This is a genomic window from Bacteroidota bacterium, assembly GCA_018816945.1.
In the GTDB taxonomy this organism is placed as follows: Bacteria; Bacteroidota; Bacteroidia; order Bacteroidales.
The window spans coordinates 1-21,433 of record JAHIVC010000035.1 but is presented as its reverse complement, the minus strand read 5'-3'; the positions used below and the strand labels follow the sequence as shown (position 1 = coordinate 21,433).

General features: G+C 36.0%; 12 protein-coding genes. 11 read left to right on the top strand and 1 reads right to left on the bottom strand.

Going from position 1 to position 21,433, the window contains the following annotated elements:
• Window positions 1-455 precede the first annotated feature (455 nt).
• The 6 genes from KKG99_06415 to KKG99_06390 all read left to right on the top strand — a co-directional run bounded on the left by KKG99_06415 (window position 456) and on the right by KKG99_06390 (window position 8,465).
• A complete protein-coding gene (locus KKG99_06415) occupies window positions 456-1,796 on the top strand; it encodes a hypothetical protein (protein ID MBU1012619.1) in 1,341 nt (446 codons plus the stop codon).
• Window positions 1,796-2,839: a CapA family protein gene (locus KKG99_06410; protein ID MBU1012618.1), complete on the top strand. Its 1,044-nt coding sequence runs from the start codon at window positions 1,796-1,798 to the stop codon at window positions 2,837-2,839. Before KKG99_06415 ends, KKG99_06410 begins: the two co-directional genes overlap by 1 nt.
• The gene (locus KKG99_06405; protein ID MBU1012617.1) at window positions 2,797-3,819 is read left to right on the top strand and encodes a glycosyltransferase; all 1,023 of its coding nucleotides are present in this window, start codon (window positions 2,797-2,799) and stop codon (window positions 3,817-3,819) included. Before KKG99_06410 ends, KKG99_06405 begins: the two co-directional genes overlap by 43 nt.
• Window positions 3,820-4,457: 638 nt before the next feature.
• Window positions 4,458-5,939, top strand: a complete 1,482-nt coding sequence (locus tag KKG99_06400; protein ID MBU1012616.1) for a hypothetical protein — start codon at window positions 4,458-4,460, stop codon at window positions 5,937-5,939.
• A gap of 149 nt (window positions 5,940-6,088) precedes the next feature.
• Entirely contained in the window at window positions 6,089-7,279 is a 1,191-nt protein-coding gene (locus tag KKG99_06395; GenBank protein ID MBU1012615.1) for a CapA family protein, read from the top strand.
• Window positions 7,280-7,337: 58 nt separating this feature from the next.
• Window positions 7,338-8,465 (top strand): glycosyltransferase, encoded by a 1,128-nt coding sequence (locus KKG99_06390; GenBank protein MBU1012614.1) that lies wholly within the window; start codon window positions 7,338-7,340, stop codon window positions 8,463-8,465.
• A gap of 33 nt (window positions 8,466-8,498) precedes the next feature.
• Here KKG99_06390 and KKG99_06385 read toward each other — a convergent pair whose 3' ends face one another.
• The gene (locus tag KKG99_06385; GenBank protein MBU1012613.1) at window positions 8,499-9,296 is read right to left on the bottom strand and encodes a PEP-CTERM sorting domain-containing protein; all 798 of its coding nucleotides are present in this window, start codon (window positions 9,294-9,296) and stop codon (window positions 8,499-8,501) included.
• 1,228 nt (window positions 9,297-10,524) lie between these two features.
• Here KKG99_06385 and KKG99_06380 point away from each other — a divergent pair.
• The 5 genes from KKG99_06380 to KKG99_06360 form a co-directional block, all read left to right on the top strand.
• Entirely contained in the window at window positions 10,525-10,899 is a 375-nt protein-coding gene (locus KKG99_06380) for a hypothetical protein (protein ID MBU1012612.1), read from the top strand.
• A gap of 543 nt (window positions 10,900-11,442) precedes the next feature.
• Window positions 11,443-12,270 carry a hypothetical protein gene (locus tag KKG99_06375; GenBank protein ID MBU1012611.1) on the top strand — a complete coding sequence of 276 codons (828 nt, stop codon included), beginning with the start codon at window positions 11,443-11,445 and terminating at the stop codon, window positions 12,268-12,270.
• Between the two features lie 439 nt (window positions 12,271-12,709).
• Entirely contained in the window at window positions 12,710-13,327 is a 618-nt protein-coding gene (locus KKG99_06370) for a PEP-CTERM sorting domain-containing protein (protein ID MBU1012610.1), read from the top strand.
• Between the two features lie 458 nt (window positions 13,328-13,785).
• Entirely contained in the window at window positions 13,786-20,697 is a 6,912-nt protein-coding gene (locus KKG99_06365) for an amino acid adenylation domain-containing protein (GenBank protein ID MBU1012609.1), read from the top strand.
• A gap of 5 nt (window positions 20,698-20,702) precedes the next feature.
• On the top strand, window positions 20,703-21,433 hold a 731-nt coding region (locus tag KKG99_06360), incomplete at its 3' end, for a non-ribosomal peptide synthetase (protein ID MBU1012608.1).

Genomic DNA, 21,433 nt, shown 5'->3' with positions numbered 1-21,433 from the left:
TACGGTATGCCATGTCTGTCTCCTTTATCGTCATAATTATGACGATAAAGGAGAGAAAAGTCAAGCTCTTTTAGGGTGTAAACTTAATAATTCCAAATAAATATCGTTTTCATCGTCATAAATTTACGGGAAATTAGGTGGCATCGCGCTTTTTTAGTTTCTGCTGTATTACAAGGTGTTTCAATTTGCTTTCACTGCTCGACAGTCCGCCACAGAATTCCCGGATGCTTCTGACTTACCCCTGGTCGGCAGTGCCGTATTGATACGAATTAATCCCAGCTATTGAATCACTTTGAATAACGTTCTGCATTATGTTTTTCACTAAACGAATGAAAACACTTCTGTTTATCTGGCATACCACTTGACTGAATATTCCGCATTTGTCAATTCACAGAAGTAAAATTAGATTTAATGCTTTTAAATTATAGTAGCTGGAGAATATAATGATTATACCAATGCTTAATGATATTTATGCAAAAAAAATTTTCAAAACTTTAGAACTTTTTTCAAAAAATAAAATTTCTGATAAATTAATTGAGTTGAAATACAATCAAAAATTGTCAGAGACTCAAATTAACGAAATAGCACTGAATAAGCTAAAAAAATTGATAAAGCATTCGATATATTACAGCCCATTTTATAGAAAACAATATGGACATTTAGATTTGTCAAGTTTTAAAAATTTAAGTGATATTAAGCAATTGAATTTATTGAGTAAAGAAGAATTACGTTATAATGTTAAGTCTATAGTATCATCACGGCCTGTTTCATTATTGAACATTGCTAAAACCTCAGGATCAACAGGTATACCACTGTTATTTCCAAAAGATGTTTTAAGTTCATCATATCATTATGCCGCAATGTACCGAGGCCATTCATGGTATGGGTTGAATATTGGTGATAGAGAAGCTCGCTTGTGGGGAGTTCCAGTTGATTTTAAAAATAGAACAAAAGTTATTGTAAAAGATTATTTGTTAAATAGATTTAGAGAAAAAGAATACAACTTATCAGAGAATGTTCTTTATGATTTCTATTGTAAAATTAATAAATATCATCCGAAATATATAATGGGATATGGGAAGATGTTAACTGAATTTGGATTGTATTTAAAACAAAATAATAAAAATTTAGAACATCTTAATCTTAAAATGGCTAAATTTACTTCTGAAAATATGGGATTAGATGGTATAAATGTTGTTCAAGAAACTTTTTGCTGCCCAGTCGTTTCAGAGTATGGATCTGCAGAAACAGGTATTATAGCTTTTCAGTGCCCAAACGGAAGTAACCATATAATGAGCGATTGCGTACATATAGAATACCTGGATGTTGATGGTAGTGACAATTGTTTTAAGGAAATAGTAGTTACTGATTTAAATAATTTGTCATTTCCAATAATTCGATACAGGATTGGGGATTTAGTTTCCCCAACAAATAAATATTGTAGTTGCGGGTTGCCATTTCCTATTATCAATAAAATACAAGGCCGTGTAAGCGAGTCTTTTACAGTTAATGGTCAAAAGAAATTTCATAGCATCATTTTTTATTATATTATGAAAGGTATTTCTGAAAAAAATACAAATTTAAAACAATTTAGGGTCATACAGAAATCAGAAAATATTTTTTCTTATCAACTTGTAGGTGACTCGGTAGGCAATGTAATTGAAAAATATATTATAAATAAAACTAAAGATGTTCTTGGCGATGATATTATAGTTGAAATTAAATATGTTGATTATTTACCTCGAGAAAAATCAGGTAAATTTCGAGACTTTATACCTTATAAGAGACAATACTGATGATTAAAACTTTATTCGCTGGCGATGTTTGGTTGGCTCCAAAATTACTTAATAAGAAAAATGGTATTAAAAAATTTATTACAAATATAACAAATGATCAAAAATTTGATATATTTATTTGTAATTTAGAAGCTCCATTTCGATCAGATAATATGCGGCCTCAAAGAAGAGCCGTTATTTATACAGAACCAGAGTTGTTGGAATCAATGAGAATCGCAAATATAAATGTTTTTACACTTGCTAATAATCATATGAATGATTTTGGAAGTGAGGGACTACTTAAAACAATAGATTGTTGTAAACAAAAAGGATTTTTATTTGTTGGGGCTGGTTCAACTCTTAATGAAGCACGAAAACCTTTGATAATTGATTTAAAGGGACGAAAAATTGCAATCATGTCTTATGCTGATACTTCACCTTATGTAGGTTCAATCGCTGCAACAGAAAATGAGCCAGGAGTTGCTCCTATGGAACTTCATTTAATTCGTGAAGATATTTCTAAAGTTATAAATAAGGTCGATGATATTTGGGTGTTTTTGCATTGGGGAAAAGAGTATATTGGGCATCCTATGCCTGAACAGCTTATGATTTCAAGATTTCTGACAGAATGTGGGGCAACTATGATTATTGGGCATCATCCCCATGTTCTTCTTGGCTATGAAAAACTCAATAATACAGAAGTATATTATAGTATAGGAAATTTTATTTTTCCTGACATTGAACTTCAGGATAATTGTGTTCATAAATGGAATTCTTTATCCAGATCGTCAATTATTTTAAAAGCATATTTTAGAAAAAATAAATGGCGGCTTGATCGTAAATTTTTATATTTAAATAAATATGGTCTTCCTGAAATTGATGATAGTGTCAAAGCAATTAATCGTTTTAATAATAAAAATCGGATTATTAATAATTCTGCTTATAAAGTAAAATATCCTTTTTATCATTTATTCTGGAAAATAATGGGTTATTTGTATAAATTTTCAAATATACGTAAAATATGGATGGACATATTGTGGCGTTTTGGGAGAAAGGGAATTTAAATATTATGGATAATATACGAAATATAAAAATATCTATTATAATACCTTGTTATAATGAAGAAAAGTTCTTGCCTTTATTATTTTCAGAAATTAATAAACTATCTGTTGATAAAAATGATTTTGAAATAATATTGGTTGATAATGGTTCTACAGATCGAAGTATTGAAATCGCAAAAAATAATAATGCTAAAGTTTATATAGATGCTAAAGCCAATATTTCAAAGCTTCGTAATATTGGCGCCCAAAATGCCGAGGGTAAAATATTTGCTTTTTTAGATGCTGATTGTCTTCCTTTTTCAAATTGGTTAGAAGAGGCTTTAAAATATATCGATCAGACTAAAATTGGTTTATTTGGTAGTATTCCTATTTGTCCACATAATGGAACATGGGTTGAAAAAGTATGGATAGGAGGGATAAGCCCTATTGGTGTCAATGAAGTTGATTTTCTTTGTACTGCAAACATGTTTATTTTGAAAAGCGCCTTTATTAAGGTCAATGGATTTAATGAGGATCTCTTAACAGGTGAGGATTATGATATTTGCCAACGAATAATAAAGGCTGGGTATAAAATTATTAAAGATAGCAATATATCTGTGGTGCATTTACGTTATCCCAAAACAATATTAGATCGTTTTAGAAAAGAAATTTGGTATGGTGAAGAAATGTTCAACATTCTGAAAGTTAATCCATTTTATAAACCGTTTTGGGCAAGTTTGATTTTTGGGCTAAGTTTTTTTTTAATTATTATATGTATATGTTTTCGGCTTTCTGATTTAATTTTATTTTTAAGCTTGTCCATTTTTTTAATTCTGCCTGTCATTAGTGCATCGTTTAAAATTCATCAGTCAAAAAAAGTTGAATTTTATTTTCAGTTAATAATTTTATATTTTGTTTATCTTGCTGGTAGATTTTTTTCAATTATAAAAATTATAAAAAATAAGGTCGTCCCCAAAAAACTGAAAGATATGAAGAATAAATAAGGTATAATATTTTTTACATTTGCCCTTGTTTTATTCTTAACGGGAGGGGAGTTCCTGAAATAAATACACATACGACGACGATGAAAGTCCTTATGCACTCATCTCCGTAACGTTTACCTGTCAGTTCATCCTCATAATTAGATCGATTCTGCTGATAGCTCTTCTCCTTTACCGGACCTACTTTTTGTTTTTACGGATGGTTTTTTTAAAATTCGTTTCCAAATTCGATAAACGAAAGACATCTCTGATGTTAGGTCATATTGCGATGGACCCATTTGTTTGGACAGTCCCCCGAAGGGAATAACCTCTAAACGGTGGGCTCTGTCAGGCTATGAATAAAGTAAAAATAAATCGATGATGGCGACGGCGTTTTGCAGACATAATGAGAAAGTCATGTTAAATTAATCTATTGTAATTTTTTTGGTAACCACAAAAGCATTTTTGTTAATAGAACATTTCAAATTTTCTTAGTTTATTATTATTTTAAATAATTTTAATATCTTTTAGACTGAGTCCAACTCAAAATGTCTTGGTGTTTATAATTGGACAGCATGTTATTTTTATTTATATATATTTTAAATCTAATGTGGTATACGATTTGCATGTTTGAAATTTAAATATTTCATGGAGGATGTTTAATGAAAAAATACTTTATCATATTAGTTCTATTGTTTGTCTCATCAAATGTGTGTTCTGCGTCTAATAAAATTATTGATTATGGTTTTGAAAATTGGGGCGGGGGCATTTCATCAACCCCTGGTTATCCTTTTTCAAGTTCTTACGCTGAATATTGTCAAAGTCATGAAGATGGCTCGGAAGTTATCAGATCTTACCAAGACTGGACCCCCCATACTGGGAATTATTTTTTTATGAGAAATGACGGTGGTGGAAGTTTTTCACCTTCAATTCCAGGTATTTCAAGTGGGACGGTTAATGATAATGGGAATATTGGTATGAATGGTTCTTCATGCAGCCAAAGTCCTATTGATTTCGAGAGAGATATCAATACAGGGGAGATATTTATAAGTTTTTGGGCAAGAATTGATGATTCTTTTGGAAGACTGCCCTCAGGTGGAAGGTGTAAATGGATAAGAGTACAAACCGATGGCGGAGTTTATGGGACCGTATATATGCATATTTACACTAAGCTTGGCTCTAATGATTCAAGAATGTACTTTTATAATGGTGATGAAGGTGGGTTTCTTGACGATGGGTTAGTAACCCCGCTTGTTAATGCATTTGATGGGAATTGGCACAAATATTCATTATATATTAATTTTAATTCAGGTTTAATTAGAGGATGGTATGACGTTGATAGAGAATCTTCATTAAATGTCTCCAGGGAATGGCAAGCGCCTGATGGTAAAATCGGAAGTTCATCACGTCCGTCTTATTTTTTAGTGCAAGCAAATTTTAGCGCTGACTCCCCGAATGAACTAACATATCATGCATTGGATGACATTCAGGTCTGGGATGGTATGCCAAATACTGATGGTGTTATTTCCCCCGTTATTTCACCGCCAACTGATGAAACAATAGATGAAACAATAGATGTTCAAGCATGGAATGCTGAAGAACAAACAGGGCAAACAGGTTGGAGCGATTCGACTTCAACTTGGTGTGTTCGTGTGCCGGTTAACGGGAGTTCAATTGTGAATTCAGGTAATCAGGTGAAAATTGAGTTTAACGGAAGGAATTCAGGTGATTACAGAATAAAAGAAGTTTCGATTGCAGAAAGGGACGCAAATGGTGGCGTAGGTGCCGTTGTGGATTCAACTTGGACTAAAGTGACATTTAGCGGGGCTTCAATTATCAATTGGGGAACAGCAGAAGTGACTGTTCCTGCCGGTGGTGACGTTGTGAGTGACCCTGTAACGTTTAATATTCAATCCGGAAAAGATTATTATGTGACCTATATGTTGGTTAGCCCATCAGTATACTTATGTCCCTCAACAGATCAGAGCGAATTGTATTTTAGTGGCGCGGACCGCTCTAACGATATCGATTGGACAGGTTTCAGTACCCAAACTGGCAGATTACATGCTTTATCAAAGATCTATGTTGGAAGCTGTGGGCCAGTAGTGCCTATGGCAGGTGTCGGATTGAATAATACTCCATAATTAAAAAAAATCATGTTACAATTAAAAAAGGAGGCCATATGGCCTCCTTTTTTATATCTTTTCTTTGATTATATATCATGAATGATGATGATATATAGATTTATTTTGATAATTAGGCATCTTAACCCGTTGATTTACGAGTGAACGTATTGAATAAGAAAGCAGTATCTCAAATTAAGGATGACCAGCAAATGCAACAAAAGAACGTTCAATTAATCTCAGTGGGTGATATTTCATTTAAAGGACGGTTTGAAGACAATCCTTCGGATAGCCTGTTGAATGAAATGCGCCCATTTTTTTGTTCTGCTGATATGGTTATTGCGAACCTTGAGTCTCCCCTGGTGGATCAATCCATGGATTCAGTACCAGGCAAGTGTACCTTACGGGGAAGTACAAAGTGGGCAACCATACTGAAACAAATGGGCGTTGGACTCGTAAGTGTTGCCAATAACCATATGATGGATTTTGGTGAACAAGGGCTTTTCAGCACAATTAAAGCCCTAGATGATGCAGGGATTATGCATGTCGGGGCTGGGCGAAACAGGCATGAGGCTTGTTCGCCAGTTGTTGTTGAAATATCTCAAAAAAAAGTTGCATTTTTTGGACGGAGCTCTGTTGAGGTTTCATCAAGGTGCTATGCTGGTGATCAAAGTCCAGGTGTAGCATACCTGCAGGAAGATGAACTTTTGGATACGATTAAGAACGTTCAGGAAAATGTAGACATAATCGTTGTCATGTTACATTGGGGAATTGAAAACTATAGTTATCCCTCACCATCCCAGCGAATATTGGCAAAGAAAATTATTGAAGCCGGTGCGAATGTTTTAATTGGACATCATCCTCATGTTTTGCAAGGAGAAGAATATATATATAATTCAGTAGTCTCCTATAGTGGCGGTAATTTCATCTTTGATGAGTTTTTCTGGCCTATTATAAAGGAAGATGGTAGTAAGAAATATTATAAATCAATAATGAACATTCAAAACAGAAATAGTATGATGCTTAAATTTGATATAAATGAGAATTGTGTCATAAAAACTATACAAATTTATACCCGAATAAACGAAGATGCAACTGTATCAATTGATCTGGACAAACAAAGAGCTATAAGATATCAAATTTTATGCAAGAATTTACATCTTGACCGCTATGATTTTCTATGGAAATTATACTCTATTAAACGAGAATGGGATTTGCGATTTAAGAATGAGATGACGCCATGGAAAATTCTTAAAAAATTCTACAAGATACGTCCAAGGCATTTCAGGGAATATGCTTTGAAGCTTCGTCGCTCAATACGGATATCAAAAGGGACATCCACGAATCCGTATGAGGATTAAACGAATTTTAGCATACGCATTAACCTTATTTATAAATTTTTAACAATTTAATAATGCTATGAAAATATTACATCTAATTGACAGTGGCGGCCTATATGGTGCTGAGATCATGCTTCTAAATCTTGCAACAGAACAACGTAAAATAGGTTTAAGCCCTGTCATCGGAAGTATCCGGAAGAAAGGAATTCCGGAAAAACCTATTGAAACAGAAGCTATGCTGCGTGGATTGATCCTAAAAACATTTGACATGAAACCAGGCCCCAATATTATGGGAGCTTTGGATATTCTAAGGTACGCTAGACGTGAGAATATTGATATTCTGCATTCCCATGGGTACAAAACAAATATCATGCTGGGATTTTTGCCATTATGGGTCCGCCGAATTCCAATTATTTCAACCTTGCATGGGTGGACCAGCACAGGTGGCTGGTCGAAAATGAGAATCAATGAGGAGTTAGATGCATTCAGTCTTCGTTTTGTTGATCAAATTGTTTTGGTGAACCAGGGAATGCTGGATAAACCTAAAATCCGGTCACTCCCCCATAATAAAATATCAGTCATTAATAACGGGATTGATTTTTCTTATCATGAAAAATCAGAAGAAGATACACGACTTTTTGCTAAGATAAGGCAATTTACCAATACGGGTCACATCATCGGTTCAATCGGCCGTCTTTCAATTGAAAAGGGTTTTAACTATCTACTTGAAGCTGTTCGGACATTACGTCAGGAATATAACGAGGATGTTCGATTACTATTGATCGGTGACGGAAAACTACGCCAGGACCTGGAGAAAAAAACGATAGCGATGGGTCTGGAAGAATATGTGATGATAACCGGTTTTATTAAAAACGCAAAAATCCTTTTAAATATAATTGATATTTATGTGATTTCATCATTAACAGAGGGGTTACCAATTACACTTCTTGAAGCTATGGCATCAAAAACCCCGGTTGTAGCCACTGCTGTTGGGGGAATTCCCTATGTCGCTCAGGACGAAGTCAATGCTCTTCTGGTTCCTCCTATGGACTCACATGCTATTGTGTCTGCAATCCGAAGGCTGCGCAATGAGTCAGAATTAAAAGATACACTGGTAAGAAATTCATCCTTCAAGGTAAAACGTGAATATCATAGTTTGCGTATGGCTGAAAAATATTATCAATTATATTCAAAGATATTAAAATAATGAACGGCTGATAATTATAAGTATAGCAGCATTTTAATATATTTTCATCAGTCGTCGATTTTTTCCAAAAAAACCAGCAATGCCAATCGCTAAAAGGACAAATGAGGCAGGTTCCGGTACAGGAGAAACGTCTGCGGTTACATTCCCTTGCATACTTAACGTTACAGAACATTCGGCAAGATCTATAGGCCGAGCAAATGCAGAGATATAATATGAAACTTCAAAATATTCATTGATACCAAAAGTTCCTAAATCAATTTCACCATGGGTCTCGTTTTTAGAAAAAAGTGAGTAATTAAGTGGTGGGTTGAGATTTTGATCAATTGCATCGATATATTCATTAAATTGGTCGGTAGTATCAAGGAGATATGATTCTTGGAAAATAGAATTCCCATTTAAAAGAACCCCTATCTCGTACTGAGTTTGAGTTGGAGAACAATAAAATTTTGATTCCATAATAATATCTGAAATGTTATAATTAAAGTTGTAACTTTTATCAGGTGAATCATTCAGATAGGTTTCAGACCATGTTGAATATGATTTTAAAAAAGTAATTTCGCCATCGTTATTATCACAAAAACCATAAGCTGATACGGATAACAGCCCTTCTGAATTTGCATAAGCCGATGAATTGCCTTGCAAGAAATGTTCTGGTAATAAGTCAGACTCAACCAATGACTTAACTTCACCCGCATTGTTTTCATTTAAATGTGTTTTGTCTAATGCTGAAATATGCTCCTTCAAGTGCGAGTGAGCCGTAATACTTAATGCACGACAATCCTGACCATATAACAATAAGCTAAACACGACTATGATCAATAACCATTTCATAAGTTTCTCCTTAATAATTACCAGGGTGCATAAATAGTATGTTTAAAAGCTAATTTTGCAGTTTGAAGAATATTGAAATTTAAAAAATAGCAATAAGTGTTCCACTTTTATGAAGGTCATAATTTTCTGAAAAGATAATTCGTAATTAGCTAATATTATAAGGAACAATATTGTTTTTTATGGGAGCTGATTTTTTCGTATAATGGAATTAATTATGTAATAATAGTTCCATTATGTATTATATGCCCCATTTATTATGTAATTTATTTTATAATTTTTAATGATTATTCGATTTAGATTGGTAACCTGAATATTAATTTATTCTATTTTGGATAACATTTATATTAATGAAGCCTCTGATTTTATGAGCCAGTTGTTAACTGTATGATATAAAGAATAATAAATATCCTGATCTATAAGGTGGATAAACAGGTGTCAGAATTTACCATGGAGTCTGGGATCGGCCGAATCGGATTTTGAACGGTGGTGAACCCTGAGAAAAAAAACATGGTGATTGTAAAATAAATATTTATTTTATAGACAGGAACTGACCCTAAATTTATGATCAAAAAAAAATAATTTGATTATTTTATGGATTTAATTTAGGAGCACATTACCATTCATACCGGATGAACCATTAATTATTATTCGAAGTGAATTGTTTCTGTGATAGAATGAATTAAATAGTGCCCGCCTTTGATAGATGAAAGAAAATCATGGATATCAGAAAAAAAGCATTGAATATTTTCACCCAATCGGGTGTTTTTTATTTTGCTCTTTCGTAAGAATGAAGATAAGAAGAACAGAAATGACCTTTCAGGGTGGTTCTCATGTTTGAAAACCGTCTGAACCTTGAAATGAAAAACCCATACGGGTGTCTTGCTCGTTCGGTCTTTGCCTTTGCTTGTGGATCCCTGGACGGAGGAGGCCTTCATCTAATCAAATGATTTGATGATGAGAACAATGCTTTTTCACCGACTGAGCAACAGTGGCGCAGTTTTAAGCGTTAATTTTTAATCGATCTTCCACTTTTTTGTGGCGGTTTTATCCTCCGCTCGTCGAGTGAAGGATCGTTAGAGGAATTTTTTATGAAACAAACAACTCTATTAATCATATTGATAATTTTATTTTTTAATAACGCCTATGCTCAAACAGCAAAAAAATAAACAAAGTTGGAAATGAAGCACTTAATCCTGAAAACTATATTGAAGAAAATGATGAAATATTTTTGTATGGTATAAAAACCAATGGTGCTGATACAAAAAATGGCCAATGGGCATGTGCAAAAGTGGCAACAATAATCCTCAAGGAAGTTGGGGTTGTTGATAAAATTTCTTTAAGTATACGTCATGTTGAAGCAGCATTAAAAGATTGGGAAAAGATTAAAAACAAAAAGGATCTTAACCCGGGAGATGTTGTCATTTGGATAAATAGATTTACTGGAAGAGATGACGAAAAATGTACTGGTGGTGGTAACTGCCATCTTGGAATTGTTACGGATAATGGATACTTTCATAATAGTCCATTATCATGTGCTCCAACTTTTGGTGGAATATCATTGTGGGTATTTTATTTTAAAATGGGCTATCGGCCCCCAAATTAACAACTGAATCCATAGATATAGGGTCGCTCATCACACACCTCCCACACCACTTGGAATACGGATCGCGTATCTCGTCGGTTCGGCTGGTCAGAAAGGTTAGTTTCTGGGCTGGTATAATCCTTTGATGATGAAATAATGTTCGTGCATAGCCATGGCAAATCACTTGACTTTGGTTCACGGATTCTTCCATTGCTTACAAGCAAGGCATTTCAGCCGTCTGACAATACAAGCCTTCAACGATTTGAGTATGTATTTTCCTCGGTCAAACGGTAATAATTCCATCATCTTCAAAGATACATATTCAGCTCTTTAATAACCTGATCCAGGTTTTTCTCGTAATTGCGATTTGTCATCCATCCAGAGATGGCTTCTAATCGCAGTCAACTCTCCTGGGTTTTGGAAGCCCGAGGACACAGGCTGCTATTTATGGATATAGATACGTATTGCCGAAAGTCTTTAATTTATATTTAACGCGTTCAAGGAGGTATGGTGTTTAACGTTGTACAAACAAAATCATTTATTTTTATTATAATGTTTCATTTGATGATAATTGTCAGTGTTTATGGTGATGCTCAACAAGAAACAAAAAAATTTGTAGATGAGAATAAATCCAAAAAAAACATTATTTTTCTACATCATTCCATTGGTGAACAGGTATATTATACCGGTTTAGTTGCTGAATGGATAAACGATTATAATGTTAAAAATAATACTGAGATTAACCTCACTGAAAGAAAATTTCCCACAAAACCATATGCTTGGAACAATTATCCATACGACTTTTGGAATTTGTGGGTTACTGAAAATAAGCCAGGTATTATCCGGAAAGCTGCATGTGATTCTTCAAATATAAATATTGAGTGCCTTGATACTCTTGCGATAAACTTTGATGTTATAATTTTTAAGCATTGTTACCCGGGTTCTGATGTTGAAGCTGATACGGGAAATCCTGATGTATCCTCAAATATAAAGAGCATAGAAAATTATAAATTGCAGTACAGGGCCTTAAGACGCCAGTTTGAAAAATATCCTGACACTTTATTTATTCTATGGACACTTGCTCCAAGGCATCGTTTAAGAACAACTCAGGAACATGCAGCAAGGGCAAAATTATTTGTTGATTGGGTCAATAATGAATTTTTATCTGAGGGCGATACTGACCATTTAAATATTTATATATTTGATTTTTGGGGACTTGTTGCGGAGAAAAATGTATCAAGTCGCCAAGTTAATACGTTGAAATATGAATATGAAAGAAGTCATACAGATAAAGATTCCCATCCCAATGACTTGGCGAATGAAAAAGTTGGTCCTTTGTTTGCTAAATTTATTGTTGATTCAGTGTTTAAATTTAAGAAAATTCGACATTAATTATTATGCGAAGTGAATTGTTTTTTGAGATAGAATGAACAATGTAGTGATATCCTTTGATCCTATTTTTTAGAACTAATAACGATCCCGTTGATTTCTGATATTTTAAAATATCAGGATATTAATGTATTTTATTCTATTTGTATTACATGTATTTCACATATTAAAGATAAAATTATATAGTTAGATGAATAAATATATGATATAGTTTTAAGGTAATTATCTTAAAAAATAGAGTATTTTATTTAATTTTTATATATTTTAATTGCGGCATATTTTATGCAAACTAAGTTTGCTTATTATGTTGTTGCTGGATATCTTTACATGTTGGGCTGGTATGTTTATTCGTGAAAATATTACAAGGAGATTTAAGATGAAAATGTGTTTGTCGTTGTTATTAGCAGGATGTTTTTTATTAATAAGTGCAATTACACCGTGTATGGCCACAACGTACAATGATGCTGCTGTTGTTAGTGAAGTCCAAAATAGTACCGCTAACTATAATACAATCGCGAGTGTTAATCGAATTGATGATGGTGTCTACTTAAGTCATAATAGGTACTATGTGTGGGCACTTGATGATTTGACAACAAGTTCAAACCTATCACGTATTGATATCATTTTTAGTGGCATGTATGACGAATCAGGGGCTGAAAATTTTCTTAATGTGTTCCTTTTTGACAATGCATATGAGTCTGGTTTTATTAACGGTTATCAAGAAGCTGGGCGTGATGAATCTGATCCGGCATTACCTGATTGGACCGAAGTTACTAATGATGGTGTTACACACTTAGGTGAATGGCAATATGATTATTCAACCTATAATTACGATGAAGATAATATTCGATTTGATGTTGTTTTTTCAATTACTGATCTGAATTTGTTGAGCTATATGGTAAATGGGAATTCATTTGGTATTGGAATCGATCCTGACTGTTATTTCAGAGTTGATTCAATCTCTATCGCTAACCCCGTTCCGGAACCCGCTACCCTTTTTCTTTTAGGTGTTGGCATCCTTGGTTTTGCAAGAAAAGGAAGAAAAATATATAATCAATAATTTATCTTATTGAAATAATGTTAAATAAGCCGGATTAATATTTTTTAATCCGGCTTTTTTTTTAAAAATCATTTACCTGTTATCAATACATGTTGTCCTGTGTGTAAAAATCCTCGTAATTTAATTTTATTATTTTAAGATAACCCTCATTTTTATGTATCCGAAAGTTAATTTATTATGATAACGTTTTTTATCATTAATCATGCATAATTAATTACTTTTTGAAATATAAATTGGATCATAAAATACCTAATAGATCATATTGTCATTACGTTAGTAAAAAATGAACTTAGAAAATTGGGTTATGCAGCCCGAAAAGTAATGAATATTTGGCCTTAAAGGGTAGTGTATTATAGATTCATATAAATTGAAGTTTTCGGCACATTTCTTGCGCATGACTTGAACATTAATTCCGCAATAATTACTGTGGAATATAAAGGTAACAAGCTATACTAAAGATGAATAAAGAAGATACTCATAAAATCCTCGTGGAATGGAATGAAACAACAACACTATTTCCCCAAAATCTTTGCATTCATAATCTTTTTGAAATACAAGCTAAAAAAAACCCCGAAAAAGTTGCGGTTACATGTGCTGGGGAATCATTAACATATGATCAGCTTGATAAAAAATCGAATAGTCTTGCTAATTATCTTAAACGGCATGGCGTCGTTACCAATGTGTTTGTTGGAATATGTGTTGAACGATCTTTAGAAATGATTGTCGGCATTCTTGGTATATTGAAAGCCGGTGGGGTCTACGTTCCTCTTGATCCGGAATATCCTGCAGACAGGCTTGCTTTCATGCTTAACGATTGCGGCGCATCGGTCTTGCTTACATTGAGAAGAATGTCTGTTGAATTGCCGGAGATAAATATATCAACTATATATTTAGATGCTGACTGGGATAACATCAGGTGCGAATCCGAACATTTCGATGACAGTTCTGTCACTTCTGATAACCTTATTTATGTTATATATACGTCAGGGTCTACGGGCAGACCTAAAGGGACACTTATTTACCACAAGGGTTTTGTTAACCTCCTTCACTGGTACACGACAGAGTTCTTTTTTGGGGCTGACGCCAAGGTTTTGCTCATATCATCAACAAGCTTCGATTTAACCCAGAAAAATATATTTGCTCCTCTTATTTGTGGTGGACATCTTGTTTTACTGGAATCACAGGTTTTTGATGCCGGGATTATTCAGGATACTATTGAACGCCACGGGGTAACCTCATTAAATTGTACGCCAAGTGCTTTCCAGGGTCTTGTTCTTGATGGCGATGAGTTTTGCTATTTAAAACTTAAAACTCTCAGACAAGTGTTTTTGGGTGGTGAACCTATTATTGTGTCTCGTTTTGAATCATGGCGTAAAAACCCTCACTGTGAAGCTCAAATTATTAACTCCTATGGCCCCACAGAATGTACCGATGTTTGCGCCTATTATCGCCTCATTGATTATGAACGTTATAATGAAACGTCAGTCCCCATTGGGCGACCAATTTGCAACACACAATTATATGTTCTTGACAGCGATCTCAAACTCATGCCGATTGGTGAAGAAGGTGAGCTGTGTATAGGAGGGGCAGGAGTCGGTGCAGGTTATCTGAATCGTAGTGATTTGACATCGGAAAAATTTATTCCAAACCCATTTGGCACGAATAAATCTGACCGATTATACAGAACAGGCGATAGGACAAGATATTTAGTTGATGGTAATATTGAGTATCTCGGACGTATTGATCAACAAGTTAAAATAAGAGGGTTTCGAATTGAACTGGGTGAGATTGAATCAGCTATTGATAAGCATCCGGCTGTTCGGGAATCAGTCGTTATTTCAAGTGAAAATAGTTCAGGTCAAAAATATCTTGTTGCCTATATTGTAATCTCAAGCGATAAATCTCCCATTATTAATGAAATACGACGTTTCTTGCAAAAAACATTACCGGACTATATGCTTCCTACAGCCTGGATGTTTATTGATAAAATGCCATTGACCCCAAATGGGAAGGTCGATCGGTTAAAATTACCCGCTGTGGGAAATAAACGTCCCGAGATATCCCAAGAATACAGGGCTCCTTTAAATGAGCTTGAAAAACAATTAGCTGATATCTGGTGTGAAATTCTAGGATTTGATAAAGTTGGTGTGAATGACCCTTTTTTTGAGTTGGGCGGGACATCTATACAGGCGATACAATTCATATCCCGAGTCGGTCGGCTTTTAAGCCATTCTATACCCATTGTGAATTTTTTTGATGCGCCAACCATATCCTTCTTTTCATCTCATCTCCTAAAATTTTATACGAATCAGGTCATTGAACTGTTTCCGTCACTGAGTCTTTTAGAGGGACAGATATCCCCCGAGTATAGATTAAATTGCACAAATAAATGTTGTGAAAGTAAAAATCCAGACAAGCTTTCGTTTATGAACAATAATTTGAAAATTGATGATGATATTGCGATTATCGGTATGGCAGGTCGATTCCCCGGTTCTTCTGATGTGGGTGAATTCTGGGATAATTTATGCAAAGGGAAAGAGCTTTCCACACGTGTTTCAGAAAAAGATCTGTTAGATTCTGGTTTAGATCCTTTATTATTGGATAATCCGTCATATGTGAATGTATGTTACGCTCTGGATGCTTATGACATGTTTGATGCTTCTTTTTTTGGTTATACTCCCAAAGAGGCGGAGATCATTGATCCCCAACATCGGTTGTTTCTTGAATGTGCTTGGTCGGTTCTTGAAGACAGCGGATACGATTTGAGTACCTGTAATGCAAAAGTCGGTATTTTTGGCGGAGTTGCCCGTAACGGGTACCTTATTAATAATATAGGGAGTCATGATGATTTAAGGCCTGCTTCAGGTGAATACCAATATCTTTTAGGAAATGAAAAAGATTTTGTCACCACCCGAGTTGCCTATAAACTGAATCTGAGAGGTCTGGCACTTAGTGTTCAGACTGCATGTTCATCATCTGGAGTAGCACTTCATCTTGCCTGTCAGAGCTTAAAAGCAGGTGATTGTGACATGGCTATTGTTGGCGGATGTCGTGTGGAGGTCCCGCATAACGTTGGATATCAATATATAGATGGTGGAACATTTTCTGAAGACGGTCATATCAGAACATTCGATGCTAAATCCAGTGGCATGGTTCGAGGTAGTGGGGGCGGGTGTATTCTTTTAAAAAGAATGAAGAGTGCGGTTGCAGACAACGATAATGTGCATGTTGTAATAAAAAGTTCGGCTGTGAATAATGATGGTTCAGATAAAATTGGTTTTTCAGCGCCAAGCGTCAGGGGGCAAGCAGAAGTAATTACAAAAGCATTGTCCGTGTCAGGAATAGATCCCGAGACCGTTCAGTATGTTGAGAGCCATGGAACAGGGACCCGGTTGGGTGACCCAATTGAAATAGCTGCATTAACCCAGGCATATAGAAATTTTACTGATAAAAATAGTTTTTGTGCCATAGGCTCTGTAAAAACAAACATTGGTCATCTGGATGCAGGGGCTTGCATTGCAGGGGTAATAAAAACAGCATTATCAATAAAATATAAAAAAATACCTCCAAGCCTTCATTATGAAAACCCAAATCCGAATATCGATTTTGTAAACAGTCCGTTCTATGTCAATGCAGAATTACAGGAATGGCCTGCTAATGGTGTTCCTCGACGGGCAGGTATCAGTTCCTTTGGAATGGGTGGAACCAACGCTCATATTATTATTGAAGAAGCAGATATTTATTCTGAAAGCTCTGCTTCGAGGCCATGGAACGTTGTCATGCTGTCCGCTCGGACAGAAATATCACTTGATAAAGCAATTTCTAATCTCTTGTCTTTCCTTAAGAAAAATTCTGCAGTAAATTTTTCAGATATGGCATATACCCTGCAAATTGGGCGGCGAAATTTTGAACATCGAGCGTGTGCTGTATGTCGGAGTGTTGACGATCTGATTTTTAGCTCGGATGGGAATTCACGATTTCAACGTCGTATTTTGCACGAAAACGGAAGAGTTCCTAAGGTTGTTTTTATGTTTCCAGGGCAGGGATCTCAGCATGTTAACATGGGCAGGGATCTCTACGAAAATGAACCTGAGTTTAAGAATACGGTTGATTACTGCGCGGGTCATTTTAATAACTTACTGAATATTGATCTTATTGGGATTTTATATCCTGAACCTGACAAAGCAGAATTGTCATCCAAGCTTTTGCTTGACACACAGATTACTCAGGCAGCCTTGTTCACTGTTGAGTTTGCCTTATCCAAGTTATGGATGTCCTGGGGGGTAAAACCCGCAGTCATGATTGGGCATAGTATAGGTGAGTACGTTGCTGCGTGTTTATCCGGGGTTATATCTCTTGAGGATGCGTTGGAAACGGTTGCATTGCGAGGCCGGTTAATGCAGGCCATGGATAAAGGGTCCATGATTGCTGTGCAAATGCCGGCAAAAAAAATACAGGATATTCTTGAGCCGGGGACGTCGGTATCTGTTATCAATGCTCCGGATCGTTGTGTCGTTTCTGGACCCGAGAATATAATAGAAATACTGAAAAATAAGTTGATTACGAAAAAAATCGGGGTTGTGCAGTTACAAACATCCCATGCGTTTCATTCAGAGATGATGGAGTCTGCAATGGCTCCTTTCGTTGAATATTTAAAACGTATCAGGTTGAACCAGGTGCAGATTCCTTTTATTTCGTGCTGTACTGGGCAACTCATTACGGACAAGGATGCTACTGATCCACACTATTGGTCAAGGCAACTTCGTCAGCCAGTCCTTTTCAGTCAGGGGATTCAAACTATTGTTTCAGATGAGAATACCGTACTGCTTGAAGTAGGGCCAGGAAATACACTGAGTTCCCTGTCGAGAAGACATATCAGGAAAGAAAGCCTGGTGAAAATTATCACATCCTGGGCTAATGTTAATTCTGAACATTCGGCGTACGGAAAAACGATGTCAGCCGTCGGTGAATTGTGGTTGGCAAAAGTAGTCATTGATTGGCATGGATTCTATCACTATGAAAACAGAAGAAGAATCAGTTTGCCTACCTATCCATTTGAACGGAAACGTTTTTGGATAAATGCTGCTTTAAAAAGTAATAATGAAACACCTATACTTCCAAGAGACGTAAAACAAATGACGATTAATCAAAACACTGCCACATCGCATACTGTGGAATACCCCTCCCAGAACCCGAGTGTATCCCGTAAGGATCGCTTAGTCATAGAACTCCGTAACATTATTATTGATTTGTCGGGACTTGAATTGAATGTATCGGACGGTTCCACCTCTTTTCTTGATCTGGGACTTGATTCTATTTTTCTTACACAAATTATTGGTGAACTCCAGAAAAAATTTGGGATCAAAGTTAAATTTAGACAATTATTTGAGGAGTATACTAATATTGCCTCTCTGGCTGATTTAATAAACAAAGAACTACCTCCCGATAAGATGACGCCAAAGGAACTTCCAATAGAACAGCCCCGTCAACAGGATTTTGGAGATGTTGTAAATAAGAGACAGCTACCGGTTAACATGGATTCACTTTTGGTTGAATTGATTCAATCAAACGACAATCCGATTAACCCAAATTCTTCAGTTGGTCTTGAACGTGTTATCGCACAACAGCTGTTGATTATGCAGCAACAACTCAATGCTATGCGTGGATTATCAGCTGATTCCGGAATGGTTTCTTCTGTACATACAGTGAATAGGGAGCTGTCCACTCAAGGAAATATGGTTATCAATTCACCTCCTGAAACACCATCGAGCGAGTCAATAGATAAGAACGACAACCAGAACGTTGTCTCTAATAAAGCGTTTGGTGCGGGCGTACGAATTGAAAAATCACATTCGATGGGCATGACGGGAATCCAGAAAAAAACATTGGATACCATTATTTCAGGATATATAGCTAAAACCAAGGGCTCAAAAAATTATACTGAACTGAATCGGCCCCATCTTGCCGATCCCCGGGCTGTCTCAGGATTTAGTCCATTAATGAAAGAGCTTGTTTATCCCATTGTTATTAATCGTTCTTTTGGCTCTAAAGTCTGGGATGTTGATGGCAATGAATATATTGATATGACAAACGGATTTGGAGCAAACCTTTTAGGGCATTCCCCTCCCTTTATTACAGAAGCCCTCACCGAGCAATTGAAGCTTGGTGTAGAAATAGGTCCACAGCATCCGCTTGCAGGTGAAGTTGCTCAACTGGTGTGTGAATTTTCCAAACTTGATCGCGCCATATTCTGTAATACCGGTTCAGAGGCTGTTATGGGTGCAATGCGAATAGCCAGGACGGTAACAGGACGTGATAAGATTGTGATGTTCACCGATGATTATCATGGTATGTTTGATGAAATCATCGTCAGGGGGACAAAAACACTTCGGTCCATACCAGCTTCGGCCGGCATTCCCTTCACGTCGGTGGAAAAAATGATGGTTTTAGAGTATGGGGCTCAAGAATCCATTGATATCATAAGCGAAAATGCTAAAGATATTGCGGCAGTGTTAGTTGAACCGGTTCAAAGTAGAAACCTGGATTTGCAACCTGCAGGTTTTTTGAAAATATTGCGGCAAGAAACTGAAAAATTAGGGATTGCCCTGATATTTGATGAGGTAGTTACAGGTTTCAGGTGCCACCCGAATGGTGCGCAAGTTTATTTTGATGTGAAAGCGGATATCGTCACCTATGGGAAGGTGGTTGGGGGAGGAATGCCTATTGGAGTTATAACAGGCCGTTCTAAGTTTATGGACGCTCTGGACGGTGGCCAGTGGCGATATGGAGACAGTTCAATACCCGAGGCAGGCGTTACATATTTTGCAGGAACCTTTGTCAGACATCCCCTTGCGTTAGCTGCTGCCAGGGCTACCTTGAATTATCTTAAAATAAGTGGCCCGTTATTACAGGAAAATTTAAATAAAAAAACAGCGTCTTGTGTTGCAAGTTTGAGAGATTTCATCCGATCCGTGAAGGCGCCGATAAAAATTCTGCATTTTAGTTCTGCATTCCAGCTCAAATTTACAGAAGACATCCTTTTACCAGGGCTGATTTATGTTTTTCTTAGACACAAGGGCATCCATATTTCAGAGGGACGAACATGGTTTTTTACAGCATCTCATACCGATGAAGATGTGGATGCCGTTGTTACTGCTTTCAAGGAAAGTATTTTAGATCTTCAAAGGGGCGGGTTTCTTTCCGGGAATCCGGAGATAGGAAAATTTTCTGTAAAAGACGATGATTCAGAGCGTATACTCTCAACCAAGCCACCTGTCCCTGGAGCAAAATTAGGGCGATGCCCGGATGGAAATCCCGCCTGGTTTGTACCAGATCCAAATAAACCCGGTAAGTATTTGGAGGTGAAGTAAAAAACATGACAGATATAAATAATCAATTTAAAAATGTTGAAATGAAACCTGTTGATTTTGATCCGTTTGCACACGGAGAAATTCTGATAACTGCGCCAGCAACAGAAGCACAAAAAGAAATATGGGCTTCTGTCCAAATGGGACCTGAAGCAAACTGTGCATTCAATGAGTCCATGTCAATACAGGTTCGTGGCAATATAGACGGACAGGTTTTCAATAGTGCCATGAATGACATCATCGTTCGCCATGAAGCCTTGCGTACAACGTTCAGCCCTGACGGTACAGTGTTAAGTATAAATAAAGAGTTACTTATTGATGTCCCCGTCATTGATCTTTCCGGGTTAGAACAAAATGATAGAAATAAACAGCTTCAAGATCTTCTTATACAGGAAGTTGTGGAGCCGTTTGACTTAGAATATGGCCCATTAGTAAGGTCTAAAATCATCAAGTTGCAGGAAAAATTGTTCAGAATTCTTATTACTGCGCATCATATTATTTGCGACGGATGGGCGATGGCCATTGTCATGCAGGACCTTGGTAAAATTTACAGTGCAAGAATAAAAGGTTTTAAACCTGAATTACCGACACCTTGTCTTTTCAGTGATTATGCCATCGAAGACAAGCTGCACTTTAACAGTGAAAGTGGGTATGAAACTGAAAAATATTGGATATCTCAATACAATGGTGCCGTCCCTGTACTTGACTTCCCGACAATTCACACAAGACCGTTAATGAG

Excerpts from the sequence above, each read along its gene's own strand:
- KKG99_06400 (MBU1012616.1), top strand. The coding sequence starts at position 4,458 with ATGAAAAAATACTTTATCATATTAGTTCTATTGTTTGTCTCATCAAAT.
- KKG99_06385 (MBU1012613.1), bottom strand. The coding sequence starts at position 9,296 with ATGAAATGGTTATTGATCATAGTCGTGTTTAGCTTATTGTTATATGGT.
- KKG99_06375 (MBU1012611.1), top strand. The coding sequence starts at position 11,443 with ATGATAATTGTCAGTGTTTATGGTGATGCTCAACAAGAAACAAAAAAA.
- KKG99_06410 (MBU1012618.1), top strand. The coding sequence starts at position 1,796 with ATGATTAAAACTTTATTCGCTGGCGATGTTTGGTTGGCTCCAAAATTA.
- KKG99_06390 (MBU1012614.1), top strand. The coding sequence starts at position 7,338 with ATGAAAATATTACATCTAATTGACAGTGGCGGCCTATATGGTGCTGAG.
- KKG99_06365 (MBU1012609.1), top strand. The coding sequence starts at position 13,786 with ATGAATAAAGAAGATACTCATAAAATCCTCGTGGAATGGAATGAAACA.
- KKG99_06405 (MBU1012617.1), top strand. The coding sequence starts at position 2,797 with ATGGATGGACATATTGTGGCGTTTTGGGAGAAAGGGAATTTAAATATT.
- KKG99_06370 (MBU1012610.1), top strand. The coding sequence starts at position 12,710 with ATGGCCACAACGTACAATGATGCTGCTGTTGTTAGTGAAGTCCAAAAT.
- KKG99_06415 (MBU1012619.1), top strand. The coding sequence starts at position 456 with ATGCTTAATGATATTTATGCAAAAAAAATTTTCAAAACTTTAGAACTT.